The 26,995-nt window shown below is 63.8% G+C and carries 9 protein-coding genes; 1 reads left to right on the forward strand and 8 read right to left on the reverse strand.

What is annotated here, in order from left to right:
• Nucleotides 1-5,085, forward strand: coding sequence for an excinuclease ABC subunit UvrA (locus J3U87_RS00140; RefSeq protein WP_237380940.1), 5,085 nt, complete (start codon nucleotides 1-3; stop codon nucleotides 5,083-5,085).
• 538 nt (nucleotides 5,086-5,623) lie between these two features.
• Here the strand turns inward: J3U87_RS00140 and J3U87_RS00145 are convergent.
• From J3U87_RS00145 to J3U87_RS00180, 8 genes are all read right to left on the reverse strand, one after another.
• Nucleotides 5,624-6,625, reverse strand: coding sequence for a phosphopantetheine-binding protein (locus J3U87_RS00145; RefSeq protein WP_237380942.1), 1,002 nt, complete (start codon nucleotides 6,623-6,625; stop codon nucleotides 5,624-5,626).
• A 2-nt stretch (nucleotides 6,626-6,627) separates the two neighbouring features.
• Nucleotides 6,628-7,584: a radical SAM/SPASM domain-containing protein gene (locus J3U87_RS00150; protein WP_237380944.1), complete on the reverse strand. Its 957-nt coding sequence runs from the start codon at nucleotides 7,582-7,584 to the stop codon at nucleotides 6,628-6,630.
• Between the two features lie 672 nt (nucleotides 7,585-8,256).
• Complete coding sequence (locus J3U87_RS00155; protein ID WP_237380947.1) at nucleotides 8,257-9,840, reverse strand: c-type cytochrome; 1,584 nt, start codon at nucleotides 9,838-9,840, stop codon at nucleotides 8,257-8,259.
• An 80-nt stretch (nucleotides 9,841-9,920) separates the two neighbouring features.
• Nucleotides 9,921-11,075, reverse strand: a complete 1,155-nt coding sequence (locus J3U87_RS00160) for an SCO family protein (RefSeq protein ID WP_237380949.1) — start codon at nucleotides 11,073-11,075, stop codon at nucleotides 9,921-9,923.
• Nucleotides 11,072-13,039, reverse strand: coding sequence for a YncE family protein (locus tag J3U87_RS00165; RefSeq protein WP_237380951.1), 1,968 nt, complete (start codon nucleotides 13,037-13,039; stop codon nucleotides 11,072-11,074). Before J3U87_RS00165 ends, J3U87_RS00160 begins: the two co-directional genes overlap by 4 nt.
• A gap of 182 nt (nucleotides 13,040-13,221) precedes the next feature.
• Nucleotides 13,222-20,100 carry a hypothetical protein gene (locus J3U87_RS00170; protein ID WP_237380953.1) on the reverse strand — a complete coding sequence of 2,293 codons (6,879 nt, stop codon included), beginning with the start codon at nucleotides 20,098-20,100 and terminating at the stop codon, nucleotides 13,222-13,224.
• A gap of 125 nt (nucleotides 20,101-20,225) precedes the next feature.
• Nucleotides 20,226-25,754: a molybdopterin cofactor-binding domain-containing protein gene (locus J3U87_RS00175; protein ID WP_237380955.1), complete on the reverse strand. Its 5,529-nt coding sequence runs from the start codon at nucleotides 25,752-25,754 to the stop codon at nucleotides 20,226-20,228.
• Between the two features lie 158 nt (nucleotides 25,755-25,912).
• Entirely contained in the window at nucleotides 25,913-26,986 is a 1,074-nt protein-coding gene (locus J3U87_RS00180) for a hypothetical protein (RefSeq protein ID WP_237380957.1), read from the reverse strand.
• Nucleotides 26,987-26,995: the final 9 nt, after the last annotated feature.

The following is a 26,995-nucleotide window of genomic DNA, read 5'->3' on the forward strand; positions in this document are numbered from 1 at the left end:
ATGGCCCCAACGCGGCAGACCCACATCACCATTCGCGGCGCCCATGCCCACAACCTGAAGCATCTAGACCTGGCCATTCCCCATGAACGACTCACGGTCATCAGCGGCGTGTCCGGCTCCGGAAAATCTTCCTTGGCGCTGGACACGCTGTTCCGCGAGGGCCAGCGGCGGTACCTAGAGACCTTCTCCACCTACGCCCGCCAATTCTTCGGCAAGCTGGGTCGTGCCGCGGTCACCGAGATCCAGGGGCTCCCACCCGCGTTGGCGGTCCACCAGACGGCTGCCGTACGCGGGCCGCGATCCACGGTAGGCACCCTCAGCGGCATCTACGACCTGCTGCGCCTGCTGTTCGCCCGCGTCGGCGAAACGATGTGTGCAGATTGCGGCGCGCCGATCCCACCCGCTGAAGCTGTGGGCCCGGAGGAGGTGTCCGGCCCAGGCTGTGGCGCTTGCGGGGCGACCTTTCCGAAACGCGAATCCCGGCTCTTTTCCTTCAACGGCAGCGCTGGCGCCTGTCCCGATTGCCAAGGCTTGGGTCTGGAGGAATGCGTCGACCCGGAGCTGTTGGTGGCCGATGCCGAAAAGACCTTGCGCCAGGGGGCGCTGGTTCCCACGACACCCAAAGCCTACATCGTCTATTCGCAGGTCACCATGGACGTGCTCGACCAGATTTGCCGAGCACACGGATTCGACGTGGACACGCCCTGGCGCGAGCTGCGCGACGATCAGCGTCACGTGATCTTTTTCGGATCAAAAAAGCTCAAGGTCCCCTTCGGAAAGCACCCCCTGGAGTCGCGGCTCAAATGGAGCGGCATCACTGCCAAACCGCGCGAAGAGGGCTACTACAAGGGCATCATCACCGTCATGGAAGAGACGCTGGGCCGCAATCGCAACCCCAATATCCTGCGGTTCGTCCGCTCGCGTCCCTGTTCCGCCTGCGACGGCACTCGCTTGAACCGATACGCCCGTTCGGTCTATCTCGACGGTCACGACATCGCTCGATGGAGCGCCCTGCCCGCCCGCGAACTGGCCGATCGCCTGTGCCGCCCCTTTTGGCCGGCCAAAACGAAGGCGATCGCGGAACCGCTGGCCGCCGCCATGGTGAGCCGTCTGGCCGTGATGGACGAGCTCGGCCTGAGTTACCTGAGCCTGGCCCGTGGCTGCGACTCGCTCTCCGGCGGCGAGGTGCGGCGCCTGCGTCTGGCCACCCGGGTCATCGGCGGACTGGAAGGTCTGCTCTACGTGCTGGACGAACCCGCCATGGGGCTGCATCCCTGCGAGCAGGAGAACTTGTTGAAGGTGTTGCGCCGCCTCGTGGACAGCGGCAACACGGTCGTGGCCGTGGGCCATGCGCTCGGCACCCAGCGCGCCGCCGACTGGTTGATCGATATCGGACCCGGTGCGGGCCGCCACGGCGGACGGCTCGTGTATCAGGGCCACCCGGCCGATTTAGCCGCCAACCACGAAGGAGCCACGGCGACATGGCTCCACGGCGGTCCCGTCGACGAGGTCACCGCCGAGCGCCACCCACGTCCCGGAAGTGGCGAACTCCGCGTCCTGGGCGCCTCGGCCCACAATTTGGACCATTTGGATGTGACCTTCCGACTGACGGCGCTGAACGTGGTCACCGGCATCTCGGGCGCGGGCAAGTCGAGCCTCGTCGACGGCACGGTCGCCGCCCGACTGCTGCGCGACCTCCACGGTGCGACCCGCATCCCCGGCACGCACCGGGCTCTGGAAGGCGCCGACCCGATCGCCAAGGTCGTCCACCTGGACCAAAACCCCATCGGCCGCACACCTCGAAGCAATGCGGCCACCTATACCGGCCTTTCCGACGCCATGCGTGCCCTGTTCGCGGCCTTGCCCGCGGCCCAGGAAGCCGGCCTGGGCAAAAGTGCCTTCTCGATGAACGTCAAAGGCGGTCGATGTGAGGCCTGCAGCGGCTCGGGCCTCGAAACCATCGGCATGCACGGCTTCGAAAACGTGGACGTGCCTTGTGCGACCTGCGGCGGCGACCGGTTCGGCGAAGCCGTGCTGGCGATTCGCTACGAGGGATGCCACGTGGCGGACCTACTCGCCAAGACCGTGGACGAGGCGGCGGCTTTCTTCGAGGACATCGCCACGCGCCCGGACACCGCACCGGACTCGAAAGCCATCGTCAAGCACCGTCGCGCAATACAACGGTATTTGGAAGCACTGCAATGGGTCGGACTGGGTTACCTGCACCTGGGCCAGCCGGCCACGACCCTCTCGGGCGGCGAGGCGCAACGCATCAAACTGGCCTCGGCCCTCGGGCGGCCCGACTCCGCCCACACCCTGTACATTCTGGACGAACCGACGACCGGCCTGCACGCCGCCGACACGGCCAAACTGTTGCGCGCCCTGGAAGGCCTGGTGGATGCCGGGAACACGGTGATCGCCGTGGAGCACCACCCGGAAGTGATGGCCCGTGCGGATTGGATCGTAGATCTCGGCCCGGGCAGCGGCACGGAGGGCGGTCGCATCGTGGCTCACGGCACGCCGGATCAGGTGGCCGCCTGCGAGGCTTCGTTGACGGGCCTCGTGCTGCGCCAACGAAAGGCAGGCATCCTGCCGCCCTTCTCCCACCCCCGACCTTCTCTCGAGGCCGACGCCGGGCCGCGTGCGCTCGAACTGCGCGGCGTCGCGACCCACAACCTTCAGGACATCGATCTGGACCTGCCTCCCCACGCCCTGATCGCCATCACGGGCCCCTCCGGCAGCGGCAAGAGCTCCCTCGCATTCGACACCATCCACGCGGAGGGGCATCGGCGGTTCTGCGAAAACCTGTCGGCCCAAGCCCGTCGCTTCATCCACATGGGCGAACGACCCAAATTCGACCGCATCGAAGGATTGAGCGCTACCATCGCCGTCAGTCAACGGGTGCCGGCCGCCAATCCCCGCGCCACAGTGGGAACCATGACCGAAATCAACGACCTGTGGCGCCTGCTGATGTCGCGCGCCGGCCAGGAGCCAGGCGAGGCCAGCCCCCTGGCCGGGCGGCTGCCTGCTTCGGCATTTTCGTTCAACCACCAGGCCGGGGCCTGCCCTGACTGCGATGGTTTGGGTCACCTCCTGCGCTGCGATCCCGACAAATTGATCACTCACGCCGACCGGCCCCTCACCGACGGCGCCATGGCCGGCACCAAGACCGGTCGCTTCTACGGCGACCCGCGCGGCCAATTCTGCGCCATCTGGACCACCGCGGCCACCGCCCACGGCTTCGATCCGAACCGGCCCTGGTGCGACCTGCCGGAAGCGGCACGCACCCTGGCGATGTACGGCAGTGGCCAAAGGGAATACGAGACCACCTGGCATTTCCAGCGGGACACGCGCGACGAAAGCCACCAGTGGACCACGGCTTGGAAGGGTTTCGCGCACCTGGTGGACGAGGAGTACGCGCGCAAGCGGGAAGATCACCGCGGCGGCGCCCTGCTGCCGCTGCTCTCCGCCCGATCTTGTCCGGGCTGCCACGGGGGTCGCCTCAACGCGCGCAGTGGCGCCGTCCGCTTCGCCGGGGCAACCCTCCCCGAATGGTGCGATCTCTCCGTGGGCGAGGCCTTCTCGCGCTTGCAGGGCTTGATCGAGGATCCCACTACATCGGGTTTGGACGCGACCCAGGGCGCCGTGGCGGAGACGTTGGTCCCCAACCTGATCGACCGATACCGTACGCTGAACGAATTGTCATTGGGCTACATGACCATTAGCCGTCCGGTGGCGGACCTCTCCGGTGGCGAAGCCCAGCGCGTCCGCCTTGCCGCCGCGCTCGGCGCCGACATGCGCGGCATCACCTACGTACTCGACGAGCCCACCACCGGCTTGCATCCACGCGACGTACAACGCTTGATCGCCCACCTGCGCCGACTTCGCGACCGGGGCAACCGAGTCGTGGTCGTCGAACACGACGCGGCCCTGATTGCCGCGTCCGATTACGAGGTGGCGCTGGGACCCGGTGCTGGCGCCGAGGGCGGAAAGCTGATCTACGCCGGCCCGCCTCGAGGGGAACCGAACCTTCCCCCGCTCGGGAACTCCGAAGATCCGCGAACCCTGGACCGCGAAACGGGTTGGATCGATATCGAAGGGGCCCACGCCAACAACCTGCGCCACCTGAATCTGCGCATCCCGAAAGGGCGGCTGACCGCCGTCAGCGGCGTATCGGGCAGCGGCAAGTCGAGTCTGGCCCTCGGGGTTCTCGCGGCCTCCGCCGCGGCTGGACGCGCCGTGAATTGCACCGCCTTTGAAGGTGCTCTGGATTTGGAGGCGCCGATCCAGCTCGCCGTGGGCGGCAGCATGCGCACCCCGACCAGCACGCCGGCCACCTTCCTGGGTATCCTGGACCCCATCCGCACCCTGCTCGCCAAGACCGATGCGGCCAAGGCCGCCGGCCTCACCAAACAGCGATTCTCGTTCAACGCCCCGGCGAAAAGCGGCAAGAGCGGTCCCTGCCCGGCGTGCAAAGGCATGGGCCGCATCCGTACCAGCTTGGACCTCCTGCCCGATGTCTGGTCGCCGTGCGAACAGTGCGGCGGCGCGAGGTTCACCGCCGATGTGCTCGCCTGCCGATACCGCGGCCACCACATCGCCGACATCCTGGCGATGGACGCGGCGACGGCCCACGAAGTCTTCGCGGATCAACCCAAGGTCCGCGCCGGTCTGGAGGCGATGATCCAGGTGGGCCTACCCTATCTGGGGCTGGGTCGCCCGGGCAACACCCTTTCCGGCGGCGAGGCGCAGCGTCTGAGGCTGGCAGCCGCCCTGAGCGGCGCGGACGGCGCCAAACCGCGGCTGTACCTGCTGGACGAACCCACGCGCGGCCTGCAGGCGAAGGATGTCCACAAACTGAAGGATGCCCTGGATCGTTTGCTGGAGGCCGGCCACACCGTGGTGGTGGTCGAGCACAACCTGGACATGATCCGCCACGCGGACTGGGTGATCGACCTGGGCCCGGAAGCGGGCGCCGAGGGTGGAGGCCTGCTTTACAGCGGACTGCCGGCGGATCTGACCAAAGTCACGACCTCATGGACCGGCCGCGCCCTGGCCGGTACGCTCAGCGCGAGCGCGCAGTAGTCAAGGGGAACCCCGCGGGTCGACGGATCGCAGCAATCAAAGACGCCTGGGAGATGACGTCACAAAGTTCGGGATCTCCCTATGCCGATCTACCCCGGCGAAGGGCTCGAGTTTTGAACGAGCACCTTTCCTTCGATCTGGTTTGCTTCGAAAAGATCATCGGGCCGATGATCCTACCTCGCACGATGCCCCCCAGACCACGCTAAGCCGCCCGGGAGATGACGTCACAAAGTTCGGGATCTCCCTATGCCGATCTACCCCGGCGAAGGGCTCGAGTTTTGAACGAGCACCTTTCCTTCGATCTGGTTTGCTTCGAAAAGATCATCGGGCCGATGATCCTACCTCGCACGACGCCCCTCAGGACATGCGGGCACCCCGGGTCTGGGTTACCCTGTTGAGCTCGCATGACCCCGTGCTCCGTAATGTCTGAATGATCGGCTGATGCCGGCATTGCTTGTCAGCGATCCACGTTCGGCTGCGTCGCGAGCGCGGACCGCTGTGTTGTCTTTAAGGAAAATCGGAAACTGTTGGGCAGATTTCAGTTCCGTACACGACGTCTCGGATTGCTGCTCCGCCGCTTGGCGGCCCGGGCCTTGGCATCGAAACTGGGTGCAGGCGTACTTTGGTTGGTGAGTCGCATGGCCAGGGCACCAATCGATGGGAAGCGGAACACATCGAAATGTTTGACCCGCAATCCCAATTCCTCTTCGACCCGCTTCACCATCACCTGGGCCAGGATCGACGTACCGCCTTCATCGAAAAAGCGGGTTTCCCTGTCGAAGGTACGCGGTTCCTCGTCTTCATCGGGTGTGATCAACAGGTCTTGCCATACCTTGATCAGGCCGTTGACGATCTCTTCGTCGGGCTCCACGGCCGCCACGGCCCGGTCTTGGCCGGCGACCGGTTCGGCGCCGAGAATTTCGGCGGGAACGCCCATCACGGTGACTTCGGCAGGTACATCCTCGATCACCGACGAGCCCGCACCCACGACCGCATGTTCACCCAGGCTCAGGTCGGGCAGAACGGTTGCACACGAACCCACATAGGCAAAATCGCCCATCTTGACGCGGGCGTTGACCACCGCTCCGGGTGCGAGCACGCAACCCTTGCCGATCTTGCTGCCGTGTCCGGTAATCGCGCCGTTGAAGACGACGGAGCCCTCACCCAAACCGCTGTTCGCCGAAATGGTGGCGTACTCGTAGATGGTGATGTCGTCTTCGGGCAGTTCGGTTCCAAACGTATCCACATTGGGGTGGATCAACGGAGCGAAAGGGTGCCCGTACGTGGCAATTTTCTGTTTGGCCCCCCAACGCCCCCTGGTGGTGCGCGTGACCAGATTGACCACCTCGACCGACCCGGAGACTTCGCCAAGCAAACTGAAGGGTCCCTCGATGGTAAGACCCAGGATCGTTTTGCCTCGCTTGGCCGGATCATCATCCAAGACGGCGATGTGATCCCAACGCCGGGTGGCGCGGTTCACGGTGATGGCCAGGCGCATTCCCTCGACGTTGCCCGCTCCGCACAAATACAGGGTGGTCATGTCTAAAGCTCCCCTTTTTCCGTGGGCAGCACCGTAAAGGTCGTGCCGTCGGGGCGGGTTCGTTGGGCCGCACCGACCATCCAGTCGGTACATTCCGAGCAACGGTCGGGCAGTTCATCGAATCGGTGACCGATATGTTTGTCGCGGTAGCCGCCCAAAGCGGCCCACAGATCGGTCAAGCTGTCGTGCCAGGCGTTGCCGACCCCTTCCTCACCCTCGGTATCACCGGGGCAGCGGGGTACGCGGCCGTCCCAGAATACGTGCATCATGGTCAAGGCCCAGGGGCAGGCGATGCGATCTTCGGCTGGAATATCGAGCGGTGTTTCAAACTGTCCACCCCAACTCAGCATATGACGTATCTTGACCGTGGCGCCCTTCTCGAACCAATAGTCCTTGTATGCCTCGATCTCGTGACGGTTCCCGTCCATCACGATGAACTGGACCAGGATTTCCGGCCCCTCATCCATCTCGGCACGCATCTTCAGAAGTTCCTCGACGTGGTGGTACACCACATCGCGCTTGGCACCGAACCGATATTTCTCGAAAACTTCGGCCGAGAATCCGTCGATCCCGAAGACGATGCGTTGGATGCCCGTCTCCAGCAGCCGCTTTCCGATCTCGGGATAGAGCAGCATGCCGTTGGTATTGACACTCAGCGAGCGGAGACCGACCGATTTTCCATAGGTCAGCATTTTGAGGAGCAACTCCGGTTCCAGCAGCGGCTCGCCGCAGAAGGAGAACCAAACATCCGTCCGGGGAGCGACCTCGGCGATTTCATCGGCGCATTTTTTCCACAGGCCGAAGGGCATGACGCCTTTGGGCCGCACCATCCGGTCGTGGTGGCACATGGAACAATTAAGATTGCAGTCGGCACAGAGTTCCACCGCGAAGCGGGTGGGGAAGTTAAGCGGTTTCAGGGTTTTTTCAATTTTTTTCAATTCGGGATTGGCGACCATCATTTCTCCTCGAGAGCATCCGTTCGTTCATTCGGCTCTGGACACGTCATGCCATCTCGTTTCATGGCAGATGGAAGAGAACTTTTTTCTCGAATACCACGTGACCTGTTTCTCATAGGAGTCATGAGGAAAGAAGACGATGCGTCGGTTTCTTGCGGGAGGTGTTTTTTCTCGGGCTCTCTTGCCGTGTGCAAAACCCGACATCGAGTCGCTTTCCCAAAGGCTCATTCAATCGCGGGTATCATCGTAAATCAGGGTGGGGGCTGTGGTATGATGCAAAGAAATCTTCTATCGATCGTCAGTTTCAACCAGAGAGAAAAAAGGCCAATATGATTTAAATCATACAGAGACCGGATCTCCAACACAGGCCGAAGTCACGAGCAAATTAATCATTTCACCGGAATTAAGACTCGGAGACTATCTCGTTCAATAGTTTTTTCGCCGAACAACGAACCGTGACAGTCTTTGCAGAAAATCAACCGTCAACGTGCCGGTAACCGGTGGAAATGTTCATCCGGCGGACTCTCCGGCCCCGATAGGCTTTTTTGCATGATGAATTGCTCGACATTGGGGCACCTCGAGCCGGTTGGCTTCAAGATAGGTCATTTCCCCATCCATTTATCGGGAGGCTCGATCGGCTCGATCGACTCGATCGATCGGTGGCAAGCGAGGCTGTCACGGCGTTTCGGTGTTCATCTCCAATCGGCCGTCGGCGTCCAGGGCGATCATTCCCAAATCAGTCATCTTGCCACCTTCGGGGTGGTACCGGCTGAAGAAAACCCGCCGGGATCCCACGCGGCGGTTGGGGTTGTAAGTCACCGGTGGCGCGTACCCGATCTCGCAGTCGTAGCAGCGCTCCAAGGCCTCCACCAGCCTTTCTCGGCTGACGCGGCGCCCACAATCCAGCAGCGCATGCTGCAGCAATGTCAACGAGGCCAGTACCATCACCTGGGCCGCCTCGAGCCGCCGGGGCAGTCCCCGCTCGCGCATCAGTCGAGCGTAATCGCGGTGCCGTTCCCAGGCCTGCGGCCGCGGTGGCACCGGCCAGGCCAATACGAGGTCGGCAAAAGCCCCGGCCTGGCGGTACAGCTCCGGGCGCGCCCTCGATCCCAAAGCATAAACCTTCGGCCGCCAGGACATGGCCACCGCCTGACCCAACAATGCGGCTTCACCCGGATGGCCATCGCCCCCACCCAGGAAAAACACCAAACCGACACCCTTTTCCTCCAAGCTACGCGCCGCAGCGGCACCATCGTGCTCGGTTTCCAGTGCCACCAAAAGCGGCGGCTCCTCCCAACCCGCTTGCCGGCATGCGGTTACCGCCAAGCGACCCAAAGGCATCTCGCCCTCGGCACACAGGACCGCCGTGGGCACCGCACGCATCGATTCCGCCGCCCGAGCCACCAGCCCGCGAACCAGGTCGCCCGGCTCGGCCAATACATAAAAGAGGTGCCGTTCGGGCAGAGCCGCTTGCCCCTGGAAATGCCGCATGCCCGCGATCATCGGCGTTTGGGTTTCGGCGACCACCGCCTCGATCTCGGATTTCCAACCCGCGGTGGTGCCGGCGATCAGGGCGAAGGGGCGCCGCCGGACCAGAAAGGCGCCCAGGACTTCCTTCCACCGGCCACGATCGGCAGGCAATGCCAGAAACTCGGGTTGCAGCATTCTGCCGAAGATCCCACCCCGGCCATTGACGTCGGCACAAAAGGCAGCCGCGATCTGTCGCACCCCACGCAGGTAGTCCGGGGGCTGGCTTCGGTCCCCCAACACAACGCCCAGGACGAGCCGATCGGGAGCCACCCCCGGATCGCGCCGGGTCCTCATCTCCCGAAGGTAAGCCATGAGATCGGCCAGGTCCCGCTCCGCCATACCGTAGCGTGGCATGACCGGGTCCAGAGGGGTCGCACCCGAGTCCAGCCCCGCCGTCACGGCCCTTTTCACCAAGGCCTCGTCGTAGGGCGGCCGCCGCCTCCCCTTCTCGGTGGTGACGTGATAGGGCCGGGTCAGCGCGGCCCAGGTAATGTCGGACGGCACCACGCCGCCCTCGGAGCGACCGCGCCCATCGCCTCCGTGGCAACCGACGCAGGGCATGGCCGCGGCGTCGATCGCTACCGGCGGCGAGCCGAACACCGCCGTGATGGTCCCTCCCGCAAGACTCACCCCCTTCTCGTAGATCGCCTGTCCGCGCAACGCCGCTTCGCCCAGTCCCGATGTCGCCGCAACCGCCGTCGTTCGGTCGTCGCGAGCGACGGCGCTCACCCACCCCGCCCAAACGAGCAGAAAGATCCCGACCCCCATCCTCTTTCGCAGCGGGCCGCGTAAGGACGGATCACGAGCCCTCATCCACGATCCTCGACCACACTGGCCACGATGGGAATGATCTCGGTGACGGGCGCGAGCCCGAGCGCCTTTTTCCACAAGCCGGTCGGGTCGTTGCCGATGATGAACACATTGGAATGGCTGTCGCGGTTCTCGGTGAACTGACCGATTTTTTGCAGCACCTGGCTGACGTTTTCGCGCTCACCGGTCAGCAGGTACCAACCGGCACGGGTTTGTATGTCGCGCGCGTAAGCCGCCAAACGCTCGGGCGTGTCGTTGCGGGGATCCACCGAAATCGAGAGGATGAACACCTCGCGCCCCAGACGATCGCCCAACCAGTCCTGCACCTTGGCGAGGGAGCCCATGGTGGCCGGGCACACGCTGGTACACGAGGTGAAGAAGGTGTTGATGACAATCACCCTACCCCTGATCAGATCGCTGTAAAAGCGGTGCTCGCGGCCGTGCTGATCGACCAACGGCGTATCGCCGAAATAGCGGGCTGCGGCGCCCAACCGACCTTCCGTCGTGTCAGGCTGGGTCGCACCGCGCTCCTGATCGGAAGCGTCGGGCTTTGCCGAAGGTGCCACCGCCGGCTTCCGCACCCCCGACGATTCGGTCAGCATTTCTGCCAACTTTTCCGCCGCGGTCAGCCCGTTCACGAAGCGCCATCCATCGCGGCCACCGTCGGTTCCGATGATCACGAAAGGTGCGTGGGTGTTGATGTCGGGAGCGAACACCCGCAACATTTTCAGCAGCTTGTCGATGTCCTGTTTCCGACCGGTCACCAGGTGCCAACCCGCTTCGCCCTTGAACCGGCTGCGCCATTGTTTGAGGCGCGCGGGGGTATCGGTGACGGGGTCGATACTCACCGAAATCAGAGAAACCTCGGAAACCTGACTTTGTTTCAACCGCTGCTGCAAGGCTCCGAAATTGGCACCCATGGGCGGGCACACGGTAGGGCAACTGGTGAAAATAAAGTTCATCGCCACCGTTTTGCCCTTGATCAGGTCGTCGTAGAACTTCAACCGGCGGCCGTCTTGATCGGTGACGTCTACATTGGGCACGTTCAGTGAGGCCGGCGAAACCACCTTGGCCCGGTCATCGCCGGCGACGCCAGGCACCAGAAGCCACAGGCAAAACCACAGGGCCGAAGCCCCTCCGACAAAGCGATTCAATGGCCACCTCCCGGTCTTTCTGCGGTGGAGGCCTCGTCGGCCGCGGCGCGTTCGGCCGGCTTCGCCGCTTTGACCACCAGGTAATTGGTGTTGGTGGTTTTCAGGCCCGCGCTGTCGGAAGCGACATACACATAGTAGTAGCCAGGCCTCGGGGGCTCGATCACCACCCGGTAACCCACCCCGCCGATCTCTTTTACTTCCAACCTCTTATGCCAGATTCCGCCAGGAGCCACCAAGCGAACCTCGAGGTCCTTCAGGCCGGTGCGGGCCCTGTCGTCGGCACCCACGATGCGGAAATCCAGGGGGGTCGGCCGCTGAACCGGCACTTGACCCGGCCGGGTCAGATACTGCAGGTGTACTTCTCGGTGACGACGTTGCGCCACGAGCCGGGGATCGGGCGAAACCTCCAACTGAAAACAGTGAATCACCCGAGGGTTCTCCAGAAAGAACACCACGTCGTAAGTCCCGGCCTTGCGGAGGTGGGCGGTGGTCTGGTACAGGCCGATGGGCCCCCGTTCCTGCAGGCTGCGGTCCAGCACGCGCACGGCGCGAGGCACGTGGCCGTAGTTGTTGAACTGCCCGGAAGGCGCCGCCATGCCCTCGCGGTAGTAGTAGATGGCGCTGTCCGCCGGGTTGGCGAAGATCACGGCCTTGTCGACGGGCGAAGGCACCAAGGCGGTCACCAGAGTTTCGTGTTTGGCGGGCACGGGGTAATGGGTGCCGGGAAAGTCGATCAGGGGAATCGGCTTGCCGGGAACCCCCACCTCGGTCAGCGGGATCATGTAAACGGTGTCGTCGCCCTCGTGGAGCACATAGGCCAGTTGATGGGTGAACGCCACCTGGCTGGGGCGTTCGGCCATGGTGCCCGATTGCACGATGCGGTTGCGCGCGGCATCGACGATGTGCAGCTCGTTTCGCTCGGGATTGACGGCAAAGGCCAAACGCCCATCCGGCGCGAACGCGACCTGGCGCAGGCCGGGAGCGGTGGGCATCCGTGCGCGAAGGGTCCGACTCGCCACATCGATGGCGGCGATCACGCCATCCTTCCGGCAAGCCACCAGCACGCTTTCGGCGGTGGCCGAGTAGCTGAGTGAAATGGGCTGGCGGCCGACCGGCAAATCGGTGGTCTTGCGACGTTGGCGCATATCGACCACGGACACCGAATCGGCACCGGAATTGGCGACGAACAGGTACCGATTGTCGCGATCGCCAACCAGGTCATGGGGGCCCGGACCGGTGTCGACCCGCGCGACCACTTCGAACGTTTCGCAGGACACGGCGGACACCCCACCGCGATGGGCCACCCACAGAAAGGATCCGTCTTGTTGCAGGTAGAGCCGTTGCGGATACGACGCTACCGGCACCGCGGCGACGACGCGCCACGAGGTGGTGTTGACCACGGCAACCTCGTTCACCTCGGGCGTGGAGACGAACAACAATCGCTGGTCGGGTGTCAGCACCCAATCCTCGCCGGGGCCGGCCAACCGGACCATCGCCAACAGTTTGCTGCCACCGAAACCGAAAAGCGGGTCGACGACCGTGATGGTGGCGTCGCGATTCAGGGCGACCACATAGAACACGTTGAGATCGATCTCGGCCTTGGAGAGCAGGCTGCCGCTCAAGAAAGTGCGGGCCTTGTCGGCGCAGAGCCGGTCGTTGGTGCCGCGCTTTCCGACGCGCGGATCCATCCAGGCGGCCGGATAGAGACGCTCCAGGGGAATGCCGGACGCCGTGTCGGTGATGCGGAACGACACCACCAGGTCGTCGCCCTCGACGTAGGTACCCGCCGGTTTGGCGCGGTCGACATGGGTCGCCTCGAAGGCCACCTGAATACCGCCGACCCGAATCGTGTCGGCGGCCGGTGCCTCGGTCGTGGCGGCCGCCCGATCCCCGCTTCCAGCCGATGGGGAAACCGGGTCTTCGGCGGCGAGTGCCCCTCCCACCGGTACCAATGGTGCAATCATCGTCAGAACCAGAAAGGTGACCATCGATCGACGACAAGTGGCCTCGCCAAGTATCACAACAAGAGATGCACGAATCTTCATGGGCCCCTCTGAATCACGAAATGAGTGGGGGAAGCCGTGTTCACGGGAAACGCGGCTTCCCCTGGATCCGAAATGCGAAAACCACGGCGAACGAACACCACTCAGCGTTCCCCGCCGCCGGCCGAGACACCACTTCCCGTGTCCACGGCCGAACGGTTCGGCGCTCGTTTGGCGCTTTCAGCCTCGTCGGCGCGAACGTCGATCTTGGCCGTGGCCGCACGACCGTCCGGCGTACCGCAGCGCCCATCGTCGAGCGCGGCGCAAACCGTGCTGCCGCTGGGCACCGCGCGCAGCGAGCGGTACCACCAGGACCCGTCGGCCCGGGTGGCCACGGTGCCAAGCGCGACCGTTTCACCGGTTTCCCCGTCGGTCAGGGTGAGGTGGACCGGCACGCCTCCGGCCACATCGGCCCCTTCCAGGACGAGTCCGGAGAGTTGAAGCCGGCCGTAGTAGTCCAGTGCGCGATCGATGAGCACCAACCGCTCGCTGACCCGCATCAAGCCCCAGTTCCCGTCGCCCGTGCAGATGAAGGTGTGCAGGGCGTAATCACCGGGGACGGCGAAGGGGCCACCCGCCGAGGGCAGGATGAAGTTGAAGGGTTCGTGGGGCAGAATCTGCTGCGAGCCCATTTCCTGGGAGCGGATGTTGTCGCCGATTCGCGTGGAATCATCGATGAAGGGTTCTTCCTGCCAGGAATGTCCGTCCAGCATCACCACCAACTGCGGCCCGTTGAGCACCCCGCCGCCGGCGAACAGGTAGCGGATCCGGGTGGGTGCACCGGCCGAAGTGTGGAACACGGGCGTTTCGGGATCACCGGAGAAAATGTCGTCGGGATCGGTCAACACGACACTGTTCGACATCCAAGCGAAATCCGAGGTGCCCTGGGTGTCTCGCTCACTGGCGGGTTCGGCCTTGTAGTTCAGGGGAAACAGGGGTGAGAAGGGCGGATTGGTGGCGGGATTGAGATCGGTGAGGGTGGCAGCCGACCAGGCGTTTTGGTTCTCGATCGTGATCGCCACCATCTCGCGGAACAGGAAGCGTCCACGGCGATCCAGGCGCACGTCGAACGAGCTGTCCGAACCCCGTTCGAAAACGGTGGCGTAGGCGCGGTTGCCGGCGTCCTCGACCCACACGCTGTGTTCCGGTTGGACGATCATGGCCGCGTAGAGGTTGTTGCGGTAGGCCACCAGGTAGTCGGCCGCACGCAGGTTGACGGCACCCAGCTCGACCGGCGTTTCCACCACCTGGCCGGCCCCGTCGACATCCAGGTTCCCGGCGTACCAGTAGTAGGTCACGGTTTGGCCCGCATCGACCGCCGTCTCCACCGGGTTGAAGCCCAGGTTGAAGCCGTTGCTCTCGGTGATCTGCTGGCTGACGAGTTGGGGATTGAGGCCGACGTTGGTGGTGGTGGTCAGGCAGACGGGCCCGACGGTGGTGGTTTGGGTGCAGTCGTTGGAACCGGTGTTTCCGCCCACCAGCCCGTTGTAGGGCGTGCCGGCGCCTTCGACCCAAGCCAGGGCCTCGGCCGCGTCGTACACGAACATCGAACCGGCCTTGCGCTGGACGCTGAAGGTGACGCTGCAATTGCCGTCCGCATCCGGATCGTCACAACCATCCGATGTCGTGCCCGTGATCTGCCACGCACAGCCACACACCACCACCGAGGCACTGTCGGCCAGCGCAATGCCCTCGACAGCGAAGATGTCCTGCAACGTTTGCGAAACCTGGGTGTCGTTCAGTTCCGCAACGATACCGGCATCGGTGGGGAACCGGAACAACTCCCGCTGGTAGAAATGGTTGGTAAGTTTGACCCGAATCCAGTCGCCGGCATTGACGCGGAAGACGAGCGGGGTCACGCTGAGGTCGCCGCGCAGCACCGATGCCGCATCCATGCCCGCCAGGTCTTCGGCCAGCACATAGATCAAACCGTAGGGGTTGACCAGTTCGGTGCCGGGCTCGACCACCACGGAATCGCCACCCAGCGAGGAATTGGCGGTCACCTGGCCGCGCGCGTTGACCACGATGCGGCCGTCCGACACGTCGCGCAGCACCTGGGCCGCAGTGGTGGCGATCACGTGGAACGTCTTGTAGTTGCGCGGCAGGGCCCCGCTCTTGAGATCGACGCTCGGGTTGTCGAAGGTGTTCACGACCTCCTGCCACCGGGCCAACATGGGCTCGGCCGCCGCGGCGGGATCGGGATTGTCGGGCAGGTGCGGCAGCTCGGCCGGGTTCAAGGCGTCGGCCAAGGCGCTTTCGGCAGGCGGCACCGTGTAGCCGCGCATCAGGCCCAGATGGCCGTTCAGCAGGCCGTTGTCGGAGGCGTCGGGCTGGTAGAGCAGGTCGGAGAAACCGCGCCCCTGGGTCTCGCTGAACGGAAACGCGAACAGCATTTCGAAGTGTTCGGAAAGACCCATCCCCTGCAGCGACCGATAGCCGGAGTTGGTGTAGGAAGGTTCGAAGAACCACTTCACCCCGTGAATCTGGAAGGAATGGGGGTCGATATGGGCGCCGACGAGGGTGCGCACCTGAATCCGGTCGCCCTGATAGGCGTTCATCAACGGCGTGTAGGGATCGTAGGGCGACACGTTGAAATTGAGCGGGTTCTTGGGGAAGGTGAAGGGCTGGGGCTCTTCGGGGTTCCCGGTCACGAACGGGGCGTCGTCGGGATTGATCAAAGCCCCCAACGGCTGGCGGTTCAAGTCGGGATCCATCCGTTCGATGGAGGTGAACGCCAAGCCAAGATCCACCGCATCCACATCCTCGGTGGCGGCGACGGCGGGGTCGATGTTGGTGTCGACCCGCAGCGGAATCGGTTCACTGCGGTAATTCACGGAGTAGGTCCCGTTGGGCGGGAACCCGCTGATCACACTGGGTGACGGCGATTGGGTGTTGCCGGTGGTGTTGTTGGGGGCGTTGATGGCGTAGGCGGGATCGCCCCACCCCGAGCCGATGCAGGGCGAAAACACTTGGTGCTCGCCGCTTTCGGTCACGATGGGATAGAGATCGATCGCACATTCACCGGACCCGCTGTCGGTGGTGGTGTCCACCACGGTGAGCGAGGCGCCGGCGATGTCGCCGCAAGTCCCGCAGTCAGGGGGCGGCGTGGCGGTGACGAACGCCTCGTTCGAAAGCGGTATGCCCTCCAACTGGAACGCCTCGCGCAGCCAGTACGGGAAGTTTTGGGCGTCCACCGGCTCGAGCGTATCGCCCGCGGGCACGGTCAGACCGAACAGCGGCACGGAGGGCGAAAGCTGATCGGGGCGGTGTTTGCGGAAATCGCTGCCCGCGGTGTAGGCCAACTGGATGTCCTGAAACTCCAGCATGAATTCGCGATAGGCGTCCGGCGCGTTGGCCTCGCGAATGATGGCCTGCCAGCTCGTGGGTCCACCGTCCGGACGGGTGAACATCTCGGTGTAGGGCGGGAGCTCCACCGCCTCGAACGGCGCGGTCAACTCGGCCGACCAGGTGGGCGCGTTGGTAAACCAGTTGGAGCCCTCGGGTTCCACCACCATGCCGGCGTAGAAACCGATTTGCTGGTGGGTGGAGGGCGAAAAGTGATCGTGGGTGAACACGGTGCGTAGGGTGCGGTCCTCGCCGAGATCGTTGAGCAGGGGGTCGGTGTCCCAGGTCTGGATGGTGGTCTGAGCGCCGTCCCAGTTCTGGTAGGGCGGCGGCTCGCCGAAGAAGGGGTAGAAGGTCCGGTAATCCTTGATGGCCAGGTTCCGGGTGACGTTGGCGGCAAACTGGGTGGCGTTGTCGAAGAGGTAGATGCCGCCCTGGCCCTCGGCGCCCTTGCCGTTGTTGTTCAGCGCGATGATCCGTTCGCGGACCTCGTCGGGAGAGAAGGTGCCGTCCTCGTAGTTGAACCCGTTGGCCGCGCCGTCGGAGGAGGTGACGTCGAACTTGACCAGGTGAATGTGCTGCCCCAAGACGTCGGTGGGCGTGCGCACCTGGAAGTCGTCCATGTCGTAGTAGTTGGGCACCAGATTGGTGTGCCAGTACTCGATGGTGTCGCCGGTGTGGGAGCGGAAGAAGAAGGGCTCCGGCGGCCGCTCGCCGGAAATGGTGGGCTTGACGTCGTACCACAGGGCGAGGATGCGCTGCTGCGGGTAGTGCCAGCCCTTTTTGTTGAGCACCACGTCCAACTGGATGTTGGCGGCCTTGTAGCGCTTCAGGTTGGAAACCGAGTTGCCGTCGTTGTCCACGGCGGGATCGGCGTAGGGCGCCCCGGGCCGCGGCGGCAACCCGTTGACGGTGAAGTTCCCGGCCTGACCGTTGGGCTGAAGGGTGGGATGGGTGCGTTGGGCGTGGAACCGCATGGCGGCTTTTTCCACCGCGGTCCCCCGCTCGGGAACCTCGTACGCCACCAGATTGCCCGCGAGGTAGGTCTCCTGGTTCTGGTCTCGCTTGCGTTCGGTATCGAACAGAATGAAATCTTTGCTGAAGTCCCAGCGAGTGAACAGGTTGCGCACCACTTCCCCGTCCAGTACCTGATGCCGCGGCAGCCCGCCGTCCAGGTAGACGATGTCGCCGTTCTCGTCGCGCAGGGGCTCACCGTTCTCGTCCTCGGCCCAGGCGTAGTCCATCGGCGGATGTACCGGCCGGTGCCCGGCGACCGAGGGGTTGAAGAAGGGGTAGCCGGGGTTTTCGTAGACGGGTTCGTCGCCGTCCATCACCGGATTGCCCGCCTCGTCCAGCAGCGGCTGCACGATGGCGCGGCGACCCACCAGGTCGAGACCGTCGATGGTGGGGTCCTCGGCATTGGACAGCCGCACGGGCGCCGGTATCGGCGCCATGCCCAGCGTGGGCAGAGGGACGATGGCCGGAATCGGGGTGCCCGCGGCGATCTCGCCGTCGGGCAAGGCGCGGTTCCACAGGACGTTGCCCTCGGCGTCATGGGTCGCGGCCACGCCGTCGGGTTCGAGAATGGTGCCCGCTTCGAACACGTCGTGCACTCGCCACAACGACCACATGCCGGCGGCGAAATGGGGATAGAAGTGACAGTGGAAAATGGAATCGCCCACGGTTTGGTTGCGATTGCCGCTGCCGTTGTAGGCGATTTCCATGGTGAAGGTGGTGCCCTCGGTGATGAGCTGGCTGTCCAGATAGTGGCTGTCGTCGCTGTTGGGCGATTTCAGCCATTGATGGGCGTGCAGGTGGTGCACATGGGCCACGGACGTGGCGTTGGCCACGCGGAACTTGACGTGATCGCGCAGGTAGGAGTGGTAGACATTGGAGGGGTCGTCGGGATAGAAGGCCTTGGTGGCGCGTTCCTTGGCTTCCTGATTGAAAATGGCGACGGCGGTGATGTTGTCCGGCATGCCGATGTACACCTGAAGCTCGCTACCGCCGGCTTCGATCTGGCCGATGGGATAGCGGATGCGGCTGGCGGGCGGGGCCTGGTCCTCGGGGTTGGGATCGGTGACCGCCCAAACACCGGCCGTCTGGTCGTCGGACTTGGTGCCCACCACCACCTCGGGGCTGGTCAGGGTGATGCCGTAGGCGGCAAAGGCCGCCGCCAACGCGGCCGACAGCTTGCCGTCGTTCAGGTCGTCCAGGGTGGCGCTGTCGGCGGAGGTCTGAAACAGGGGCACCTGTTCGAGTTGCTGGCCCTGGGCCGGGTCGCGCACCACCTGGTTGGGCGCGTTGGCGGGCACGTCCACGATCATGGCCGGATCGCCCACGGCCCACGAAGACAGGAAAAATTCCTCGAACTTGAGATCCACCTCGTCCCCGTGGAACCCCTCGGGCCCCACGCCCAGGCGGTTGGCGATGATTTCGGCGCCGATGCCGGCCAGGCCGTAGTTGATGCCGAACGTATCGGCCACGGCCCCGAAGGCACCGGACAGGTCCGGATAGGAGAAGACGGGAAACGATTGCGTCAACCCCAGGGCGAAATGGTAGATGATGGTGAATTCGCGGTAGGGCTGGCGACGATCGGGCGAAGCCGGGTTCTCGAAAAACACCGGACTTTGGATGTAGAACGGAAAACGCCCGCCGTTGGGGCCCGTGATGATGGCGGTCAGATCGCTGTACACCAGTTCCTTGTTGCCCTGTTCGTCAACCGGGCGGGTCATGCGCAGTACCGGCGTGCCGTCCGGATAGGCGGCCTGGTAGTCGATCAACGGGTGACCTTCCATGCTGCGCATGTGACCGCGCGCGTCGATGCGAACCTCTTGGGTTCGCTCCTTCCCTTCGGCATCGGTATAGGCCAGGCTGTACTGTCCCGGTCCCGCGTCGGCCGCGAAGACCTGCCCACTCCCCTTTGCGTGCAAGGTAGCCGATGCCGGCAGGCGCTTGGGTGTCATGGCGGCCGCCTCCAAATCGGTGCGACGCACCTGACTGCGGTAGTATTCCGCGCCCGGCGGCTGCACGTTGACCGAGCCGAACAGGCCCTCCTGAATCAGGGTGGCGTTGGGACCCGAAGGACCGGTGTAGAGAAAGTACATGCCTTCCTTGGCGGCGTAGTACTTGTAAACCGCGGACCCACCGGGCCCAGGCACGGCCTCGGAAGTAGGGTTGGCACCCACGTAGGTGGCACCGGAAGCGATGCCGGGCTGGCCCTCAACCGGGACCAAAGAGAGCCCGGCAACATAGACGGACGCGTGATCGGAGGCCAGCAAATTCTGAAACCGAATCTCCAGGCACTCTCCTTCGCTGACCCGTAACACGATGGGGCGCGGGCGCTTGCGGTTGTTGAGCCGCACTTGCCCGGCCGTGAGTTCCGGCGGGGATTCGAGTGCGATGTCGTTGCCGAAATCGTCGACCGGATGGTCGGTGGGCACCACATCGGTCCGTAGGGCGAACACCTTGCCGCCGGTCATGGCGGCACCGAGGCGGTTGGCCTGCCAGGGCTGATCCAGCGCCACCACATCGGCGATCACGGTGCAGGTACAACTTGGAACCTCAGCGCCGTTTTGCCCGAAGACGAACAGCCCGCAACACAACGATGCCAACAAAATACCCACCTGTACTTTCATCAATGCCTCCATTCAAGCGAAAAAGCGTACGCACGATTCGGGGTAGGCCCGCGCTCGGGGAACACCGCGAGCCCCAACGCCCACAGGGAGCCGAGACTTCGCGTCACGACATGGGCCGCCCTGGGTCATTTCAGGTTCAACTGGTCCGGCGCGATGCCGGCGGCCTCTTGAATGCGCGCCGTGGAAGCCGGCGCCCGCAACGGGAACCAGGATGCTTCACCGGCATCCGCCCGCGCGGCGGCAACCGCCTGCTTGAGCGCGAAGAACACGGTGTTGGCCAGCACCAGGGGCGGCTCGCCGATGCCCTTGGACGACTTGACCGCCGCCGCATCCAAACGAGGCCCGCGATGGTGCAGTTGCCGTCCGCGGTTGTCCACCAGTTGCACCCAGAAATCCACGGGGATCGTCTTGGATCCCGGCGGTTTGTAATCCCAGGTGCCGACGGTGGTCATGGCACCCTCGGGGAACCCGCCCCGCGGCACTTCGTCGGCACGCTGGTAGAGCATTTCCTCCGTCGTCAAATACCCGACCCCCTGCACGAAACCGCCTTCCACCTGGCCGACATCGATCAGCGGGTTGAGGCTCTTGCCGGTGTCGTAGAGGATGTCGGTGCGCAGCAGGTCGAACTGGCCCGTGAGGATGTCCACTTCGACCACGGCGATGGCGGCGGAATAGGTGAAATAGAAAAAGGGCGTGCCGTAGGGATGCGCATCGTCGACCACGGAATAATGGGGCGTTTTGTAGCGGAAGCTCTGGGCGAGGTTGATGCGGGCGGTATAGGCGAGCGACACGACGGTGTCCCAGACCTCGGGCCAGTGACTGCGCCAGTTACGCGTCACCAGGTCCACGGCGCGCCGATCCAGTTTGTCGGCTTCGGCGGCGTTGCCCTTGTAGTCCAGGTAATAGACGGAATACTCTTCCAGGTCCTCGCAGAACCGCTCCAGGCGCGCCCGCAGTGCCAGGCAGGCGGCACGCACGGCCCCCCCGTTGAGGTCGGAACCGGTGGATGCGGCGGTCGGGCTGGCATCGGCAATGACGTTGGTGTCGGTATCGCCCATCCGGATCTTGGTCAGCGGGATGTCCAGCGCCTCGGCGGCGATTTGCGCCATTTTGGTTTGGATGCCCTGGCCGGACTCGACGCCGCCGTGTTGCACCAGAACCGAGCCGTCGTCGGCGTAGGCGATGATGTAGGCACCGCCCTGGTTCAGCGTGCCGCGCGGGCCGGTGTAGGACACGCCGTATTTGAGCGGGATCATCGACAGGCCGCGCTTGCGCCAACGATTGGTGGCGTTGAAGGCGCGCACCTCTTCGCGGAGCTCGGCCAGGCCCGGTCGATGGGCTCCCTCGACCTGCTCGGGCTCCTTGAGGTGATCCCATACCTGCCTGATATTGCAGTATTTGAGCCCTTGCAGGTAAGGCGTAAAGTCATAGTCGGTGTTGGCGAACTCGCAGAGCAGCAGGAAGTTGGCGTCCCCTTCGGGCGAAGAAAAAGTACCGCTCGGATCGTCGACCGCGGCTCGGAACGCCGCGCGATCCTCGAAGCACCGTCCTTCCAGGGAGGCCAGGTGGTTCAGCACCTTTTTCCCGAAATCGTAGTAGGCCATGATGGCGAGGGTTTGGTCGGTAATGCGGAACGAGGTCCAGCGATCGCGCCCGGTTTTGTAGAGGTTCTTCTCGCGAACCTCCTCGGGGGTCTTGCCCAACACGTGCGCCACGTGCTCGATGGCCTCTTCCAGGATGTTGATGGTCTGGACGGTACCGAAGGAGCGGAAGGCGGTATTGCTGATGTTGTTGGTCTGGGCCACCTGGCCGGTATTGCGGAAGGTGGGAATGCGATAGCAGTTGTCGCCCAGCAGTTGGGCCAGGTCGATGACGGGAAAGGAGACGTCGTAGGTGTTGCCACCGTCGGACACCATGTCGATGCGCAGCCCGCCGATGTGGCCTTCCTCGTCGTAGGCCACGTGGTACCTGCCGTGAACCGGGTGCCGGTCGCCGCACATGATGAAGTTGGTGTGGCGATCCAGGACCAGGCGCACGGGTCGGTTGAGTTTGTTGGCGGCCACCGCCACGGCCGTGCTGTTGAACGAGGAGCGCGTCTGCTTGCCGCCGAATGCGCCGCCGTCGCGCCGCAGCACGACGCGCACGTCGTTGGCCGAAACGCCCAGTGCGTTGGCCGCCGCACTCTGATTGTCGGCCAGCGTCTGGGTGGAGGTGTAGAGGGTCACGCCCTTGTTCTCGTTGGGCACGCCCAGCGTCGCCATGGTCTCCAGGTAGAAGTGGTTCTGAAAGCCGTTTTCCTGAATGCCGTGAAGCACCTGGTACGCTTTGCCGTCGATCACCAGCGGGCGACCGGGGTCTTTCAACCAGTCGTCGCTGCTGCCTGGCCGGGTGATTTCACCGATGTGGTTGGTGCTCGGCGCCTGGGGCGGGTCGTCGGGGAACAGACGGTCGGCGGCGAGGGCCTGCTCGATGTCGAACAGGGGTTTGTCGGTGGCCTCGAACACGATGCACTGATTGCGGACATAGGCGGCCACCTCGCGCGCCGTTTCCTGGGTATCGGCGACCACCAGGCCCAGTGGCGCACCGATGCAGGTGATTTCGGCCGGGTGAAAGTTGGCGTTGGCGTCGGCGGCCACGGAACGGGGCACCTCATCGCCCTCGACCGGCACGAAAATGGGATCGTCGGCCCCCATGCCGATCCAGTTGGCGTCCTTGACGGGCACGTCGCCATAACCCACGTAATCGACGAAACCCGGATACCAATCCCGCAGGAAGGACGTGAGTTGCGCCACCGTCACCGTCTCGCCCTTGTTGCCGTGGGCGGTGTTGATGGGCAGGACATAGCGGAAGATCCCACGGGCGATCAAGCTGTACACGAAGGCCGCTTCCAACGTGTGGGGCGGTCGCTCCATGTCGTGGCTGTAGCGGGCCTCGCCGGAGGCCTGCATAAAGGCCGAGAGCTTGACCACCGGTTCGGATACGGGCAGCTCGTCGGGGTAGGAATTGTAGATCTGGTGACCCTGGGAAACGGGGCGCCGGTAGGTCTCGCCCGCGCCGCGAACGGCGGCCGCCACGCTGTCGGGACAGACGCGATTGGCGACGTGCACGAAGAACTTGAAGAACAGGGTCTGGGTGAGCGACTTGCGATAACTCCAGGCGGTGTCGTCGATGCGGTAGGGCACGCCCTCGGCGTTGTCGGGCGGCGCATAGGCCTGCATTTCGTGGCCGATGGCGGCCAGTGCGGCCTGGAGGGTGTCCTGGTTCCAGGGTTCGCCGCGCAACGACGCGGCCGTCTTGTCGGCGCTGATCGGGTGGAAACCCGGTTGCCCGTATGCGTTGACGGCGGGATCGTAGGAGGCCGCCACGCCGTTGTAGACCAGGTGGATATCGTCGATTTGCAGATGTTGGTTCAGGGCGACCCGGAACGCGGCATTGACGATGGCGTGGCAGTCTTCGTTGCGCCGGCGAACCTTGTAACTGGTCACGTACTCGTTGGCCTTGGTCAGGGGCACGCGTATCTCGGTGATCAGCGAATCGGCGGGCAAGGACTCGGCCCTGGGCAGGGCCAGCACATCGTAGACCGCGTCACCTTTCATTTTGGAGCCGACGGTGATTCGCGCACCCAAGGCGCCCAACACGACGATCACGTCGGACAGGAACCCGAAGTTGATGGCGATGAACAGGTTGCCCGCAATGCTGGCCTCGTTGCGGACCTGAAGGTTGGCCACCACCTGCAAATGTTCCAGAAAGGCCGCCAGCCCCCGCGTCCTTTCGGCGGGTTTGGTGGCGATGACTTCTTTCAGGAGCGCAATGACCCGGGACAGGGTGACCGCGCCACCGATGACGATCTCCTCGGCACCGACTTGGGTGCGACCGAGCTCGGGGACGGCCGAAAGATCGATCTGGATCTCCTGGTTGAGCCCCTTCTCCCGGTAATTCGGACGGCGGTAGAAGATACCGATGGACGTGTTGCCCACCATCAGTTTCAGCTTGGCGGGTGAACCGGCGTTCTTGCGTTTGATTTCGTAGACCGAATCCAGGTCGATCGGCCGGAAGTACTGCATGCCGTCGGCGGCGATCTGCAGTGGCTGCGGATGTTTCATGTAGTCGACGAATTCGGGCGGGGGATCGAAAGGCCTGAACGGTGCCACCGGTGCCTCGTAGTTTGGGTCGATGCAGATCTCGGCGTCGGGGACCGGAGGTTTGTAGTCGCAGGCGAATTTCTTGAACCCGGCGAGGATCGGCCGGAATCCGGTGCACCGACAGATATTGCCGTCGAAGTTGTCTTCGATCTCCTTCTCGGTCAGCTCACCTCGTCGGTTCTGCAGCAAGGTAAACATGTTCATCACGAATCCGGGTGTGCAGTAACCGCATTGCGAGCCGTTGTTGGCGGCAATCGCATACTGCACTTCATCCAAGGTTCGACGCACGTTGCCGATGCCCTCGGTGGTCGTCACCACCATGCCGTCCAGGCTACACACCGGACGCAGACAGGCGTTGACGGCCAGTTTTTCCAGTTTGCCCAGATCGGCGTTCCACCGCGTCAGCATCACGGTACAGGCGCCGCAGCCCCCTTCGCCACACACCAGCTTGGTGCCGGTACAGCCCACTTCCGGTTGGTGCAGGTAGTCCACGAGCAGAAGATTCGGCGAGGGCTCCTGGATGGTGACCTGTTCCCTGTTGAGCATGAAGGTCACCGAGTCCTTGAAACTGGGCTTGCGATTGAGGGTGTTGAGGAACAGGTCGTAATAGGCCGGAGCTTCCGCGTCGAAGTACACGGTGATCGGGTCACCCGATTCGTCCACCAACAATTGGCCCGAGTCATCGTTGTTTTCCGTCACGACCTTCAGGCGACACTGGCGGGGCCGGCCCATGGCCGGTTCCGTGGCCAACGCGGCCGCCAACGGGTCCCAGAAGTAAAAGGCACCGCTCAACAGGAAGTCCATGTCCTTGGTCAAGGCCTGAAACACGAAGGTGGCGGAATCGGTATCGTGGTTTTGCAGCAACCGGAAGTAGAAATCCTTGGTGACCGGCACGTGCAACGAGGCGTCCAAGGGCACCATGGTGATCGGTGCGCCCGACCGGAACACGATTTCGGCCGCGACGGGGTCGATGTAGATGTTCCACTCGGCAGTGGTATTGGGAATCGAGGGATCGGCGTCGTGCACGTTGCCTGGCGCATCGACCGTGCCACCCATCATGTAGATCCGCTCGACCCGCTGGGCCAGTTCGGGTCTCTGCCGAAACAGCGTGCCCAGGTTGGTCAGCGGCCCGATCGCCAGGATGTTCACCTTGTCCTTGTCGTTTTCCAGTTGTTCCGTGAGGAAATCGAGAGCGCAAGGCAGCGGTTCATTGGGGTTTTCGGGCAGGGTCAGCCCGAAAAGGCGATCGACGGGTTCGCGAATGGAAGCCGGAAACGCGTGGTCGTAGGCCATCGGTTTGTCGAGCCCGACTGCAACCGGAATGTCGGGTTTATCTACCAGCATCAGCAAATCCAAGGCATTGCGCGTTCCTGGCCGAATATGGGCCGCGCCCGTGCCGACCACGGTGATGCCTGCGACTTCGATGCCCGGATGATTGAGCATGAAGAGCATGGCCATCCAATCGTCGATATCCACATCCGTATCGATAATGAACTTGCGAGGTTCCGTCATCGCCTGTACTCCGTCTCGTCGATATGTTGTGCGGTGTGTTCGCCCCCACTCGGCATCGCCGGCACACGCCACCCATGGCGGACGTCCGACCGGCACCGGCCCCGAAACCGGAAAACCGATGGGGCCGGACCACACCGCGATCCAACCCCGGGCGTTCGTCACCGCGGATTCAAGAAACCATTCACCGTGGCCCAGGCCGTCAGGGCGCCGCCGAAACTGGTGTACAGCCCGTAGGCCTTGTAGATCAGGCTGCCCCACGAGCTCTGGACCCATGCCGGCAGGGACGCGTTCTGTACCGGGTCGGAAAGGTTGCGGGCCGAGCCGAACAAAATGTCCTCGCCGCTGTCCACGATGGTCTTGAAGATCACGGCGTCGTCCATTTCGATGCAGGCGAAATCGTTGTACTTGCCATCCGTGGTACCCACCACGAAGGTGGAGGTGGTGAGCAGGGGGATACCCGAAACGGCAAGGTTGTTCAACGCCGGTTTGCCCTCGGGCAGGTTGAGATTGTCCGGGTTCAATTCATCGAGTGAGTACAGGGTCTCGTAATAGGCGTTGAATTGGTTGGCGAGCGACTGCAAGTCCTTTTGGTTGACCGGAATCGGCTGGGTCAAGGCCTTGACCCGCTCCACCGCCTGCCAGCAGGGTTCCCACCTGCTGCGGTAGGTGGGCCAGGCATCCGCCGATTCCCGACTGTCGTAAAGCGTTCCCGCGTTGACCACGTTGACCGTGCCGAGGGGGTCCGTGATCCGCGCCCCGCCGGCGGTCCCGATAGACAGGACCAAGCGTGGTTTGACGTATTTGACGATGCGCGCCACCAAGGGCGCCAACTGTTTGCCGTCATCGGGCCAATCAAGGTGGGTGTTGGACTTGAACAGCATGACCTTTTCGCCGTTCATCTCCACCAGGCGATAGGAGCCCCACTCGTACCAGCCCTCGAGGTCCGGCATATCGCGGGTGTAGCGCTGCCAGCCCGGCCAGTCGTCGGTATAGTGGTAGGGGTCGAGGGATTGATCGCTCGCGGTGAAGACGTGGTTCATGGCCGCCCATTCGGCGGAAGTCCAGGTGATGATGACCACATCGGCCGGCGTGAGGTCATTGACGGGTGTATCCACGAGTTTGGGCGCCGTGGCGCCGATGGAGGACCAATCGATGGGAGCCAGGTCGGGAAGGTCGTTCAAGTTGGGCTCGAGCGGAGGCCGCGAGCCCGCGCGTTCGCGACGTTGGTTCATGAGACGACT

Source organism: Sulfidibacter corallicola, assembly GCF_017498545.1.
Lineage (GTDB): Bacteria > Acidobacteriota > Holophagae > Acanthopleuribacterales > Acanthopleuribacteraceae > Sulfidibacter > Sulfidibacter corallicola.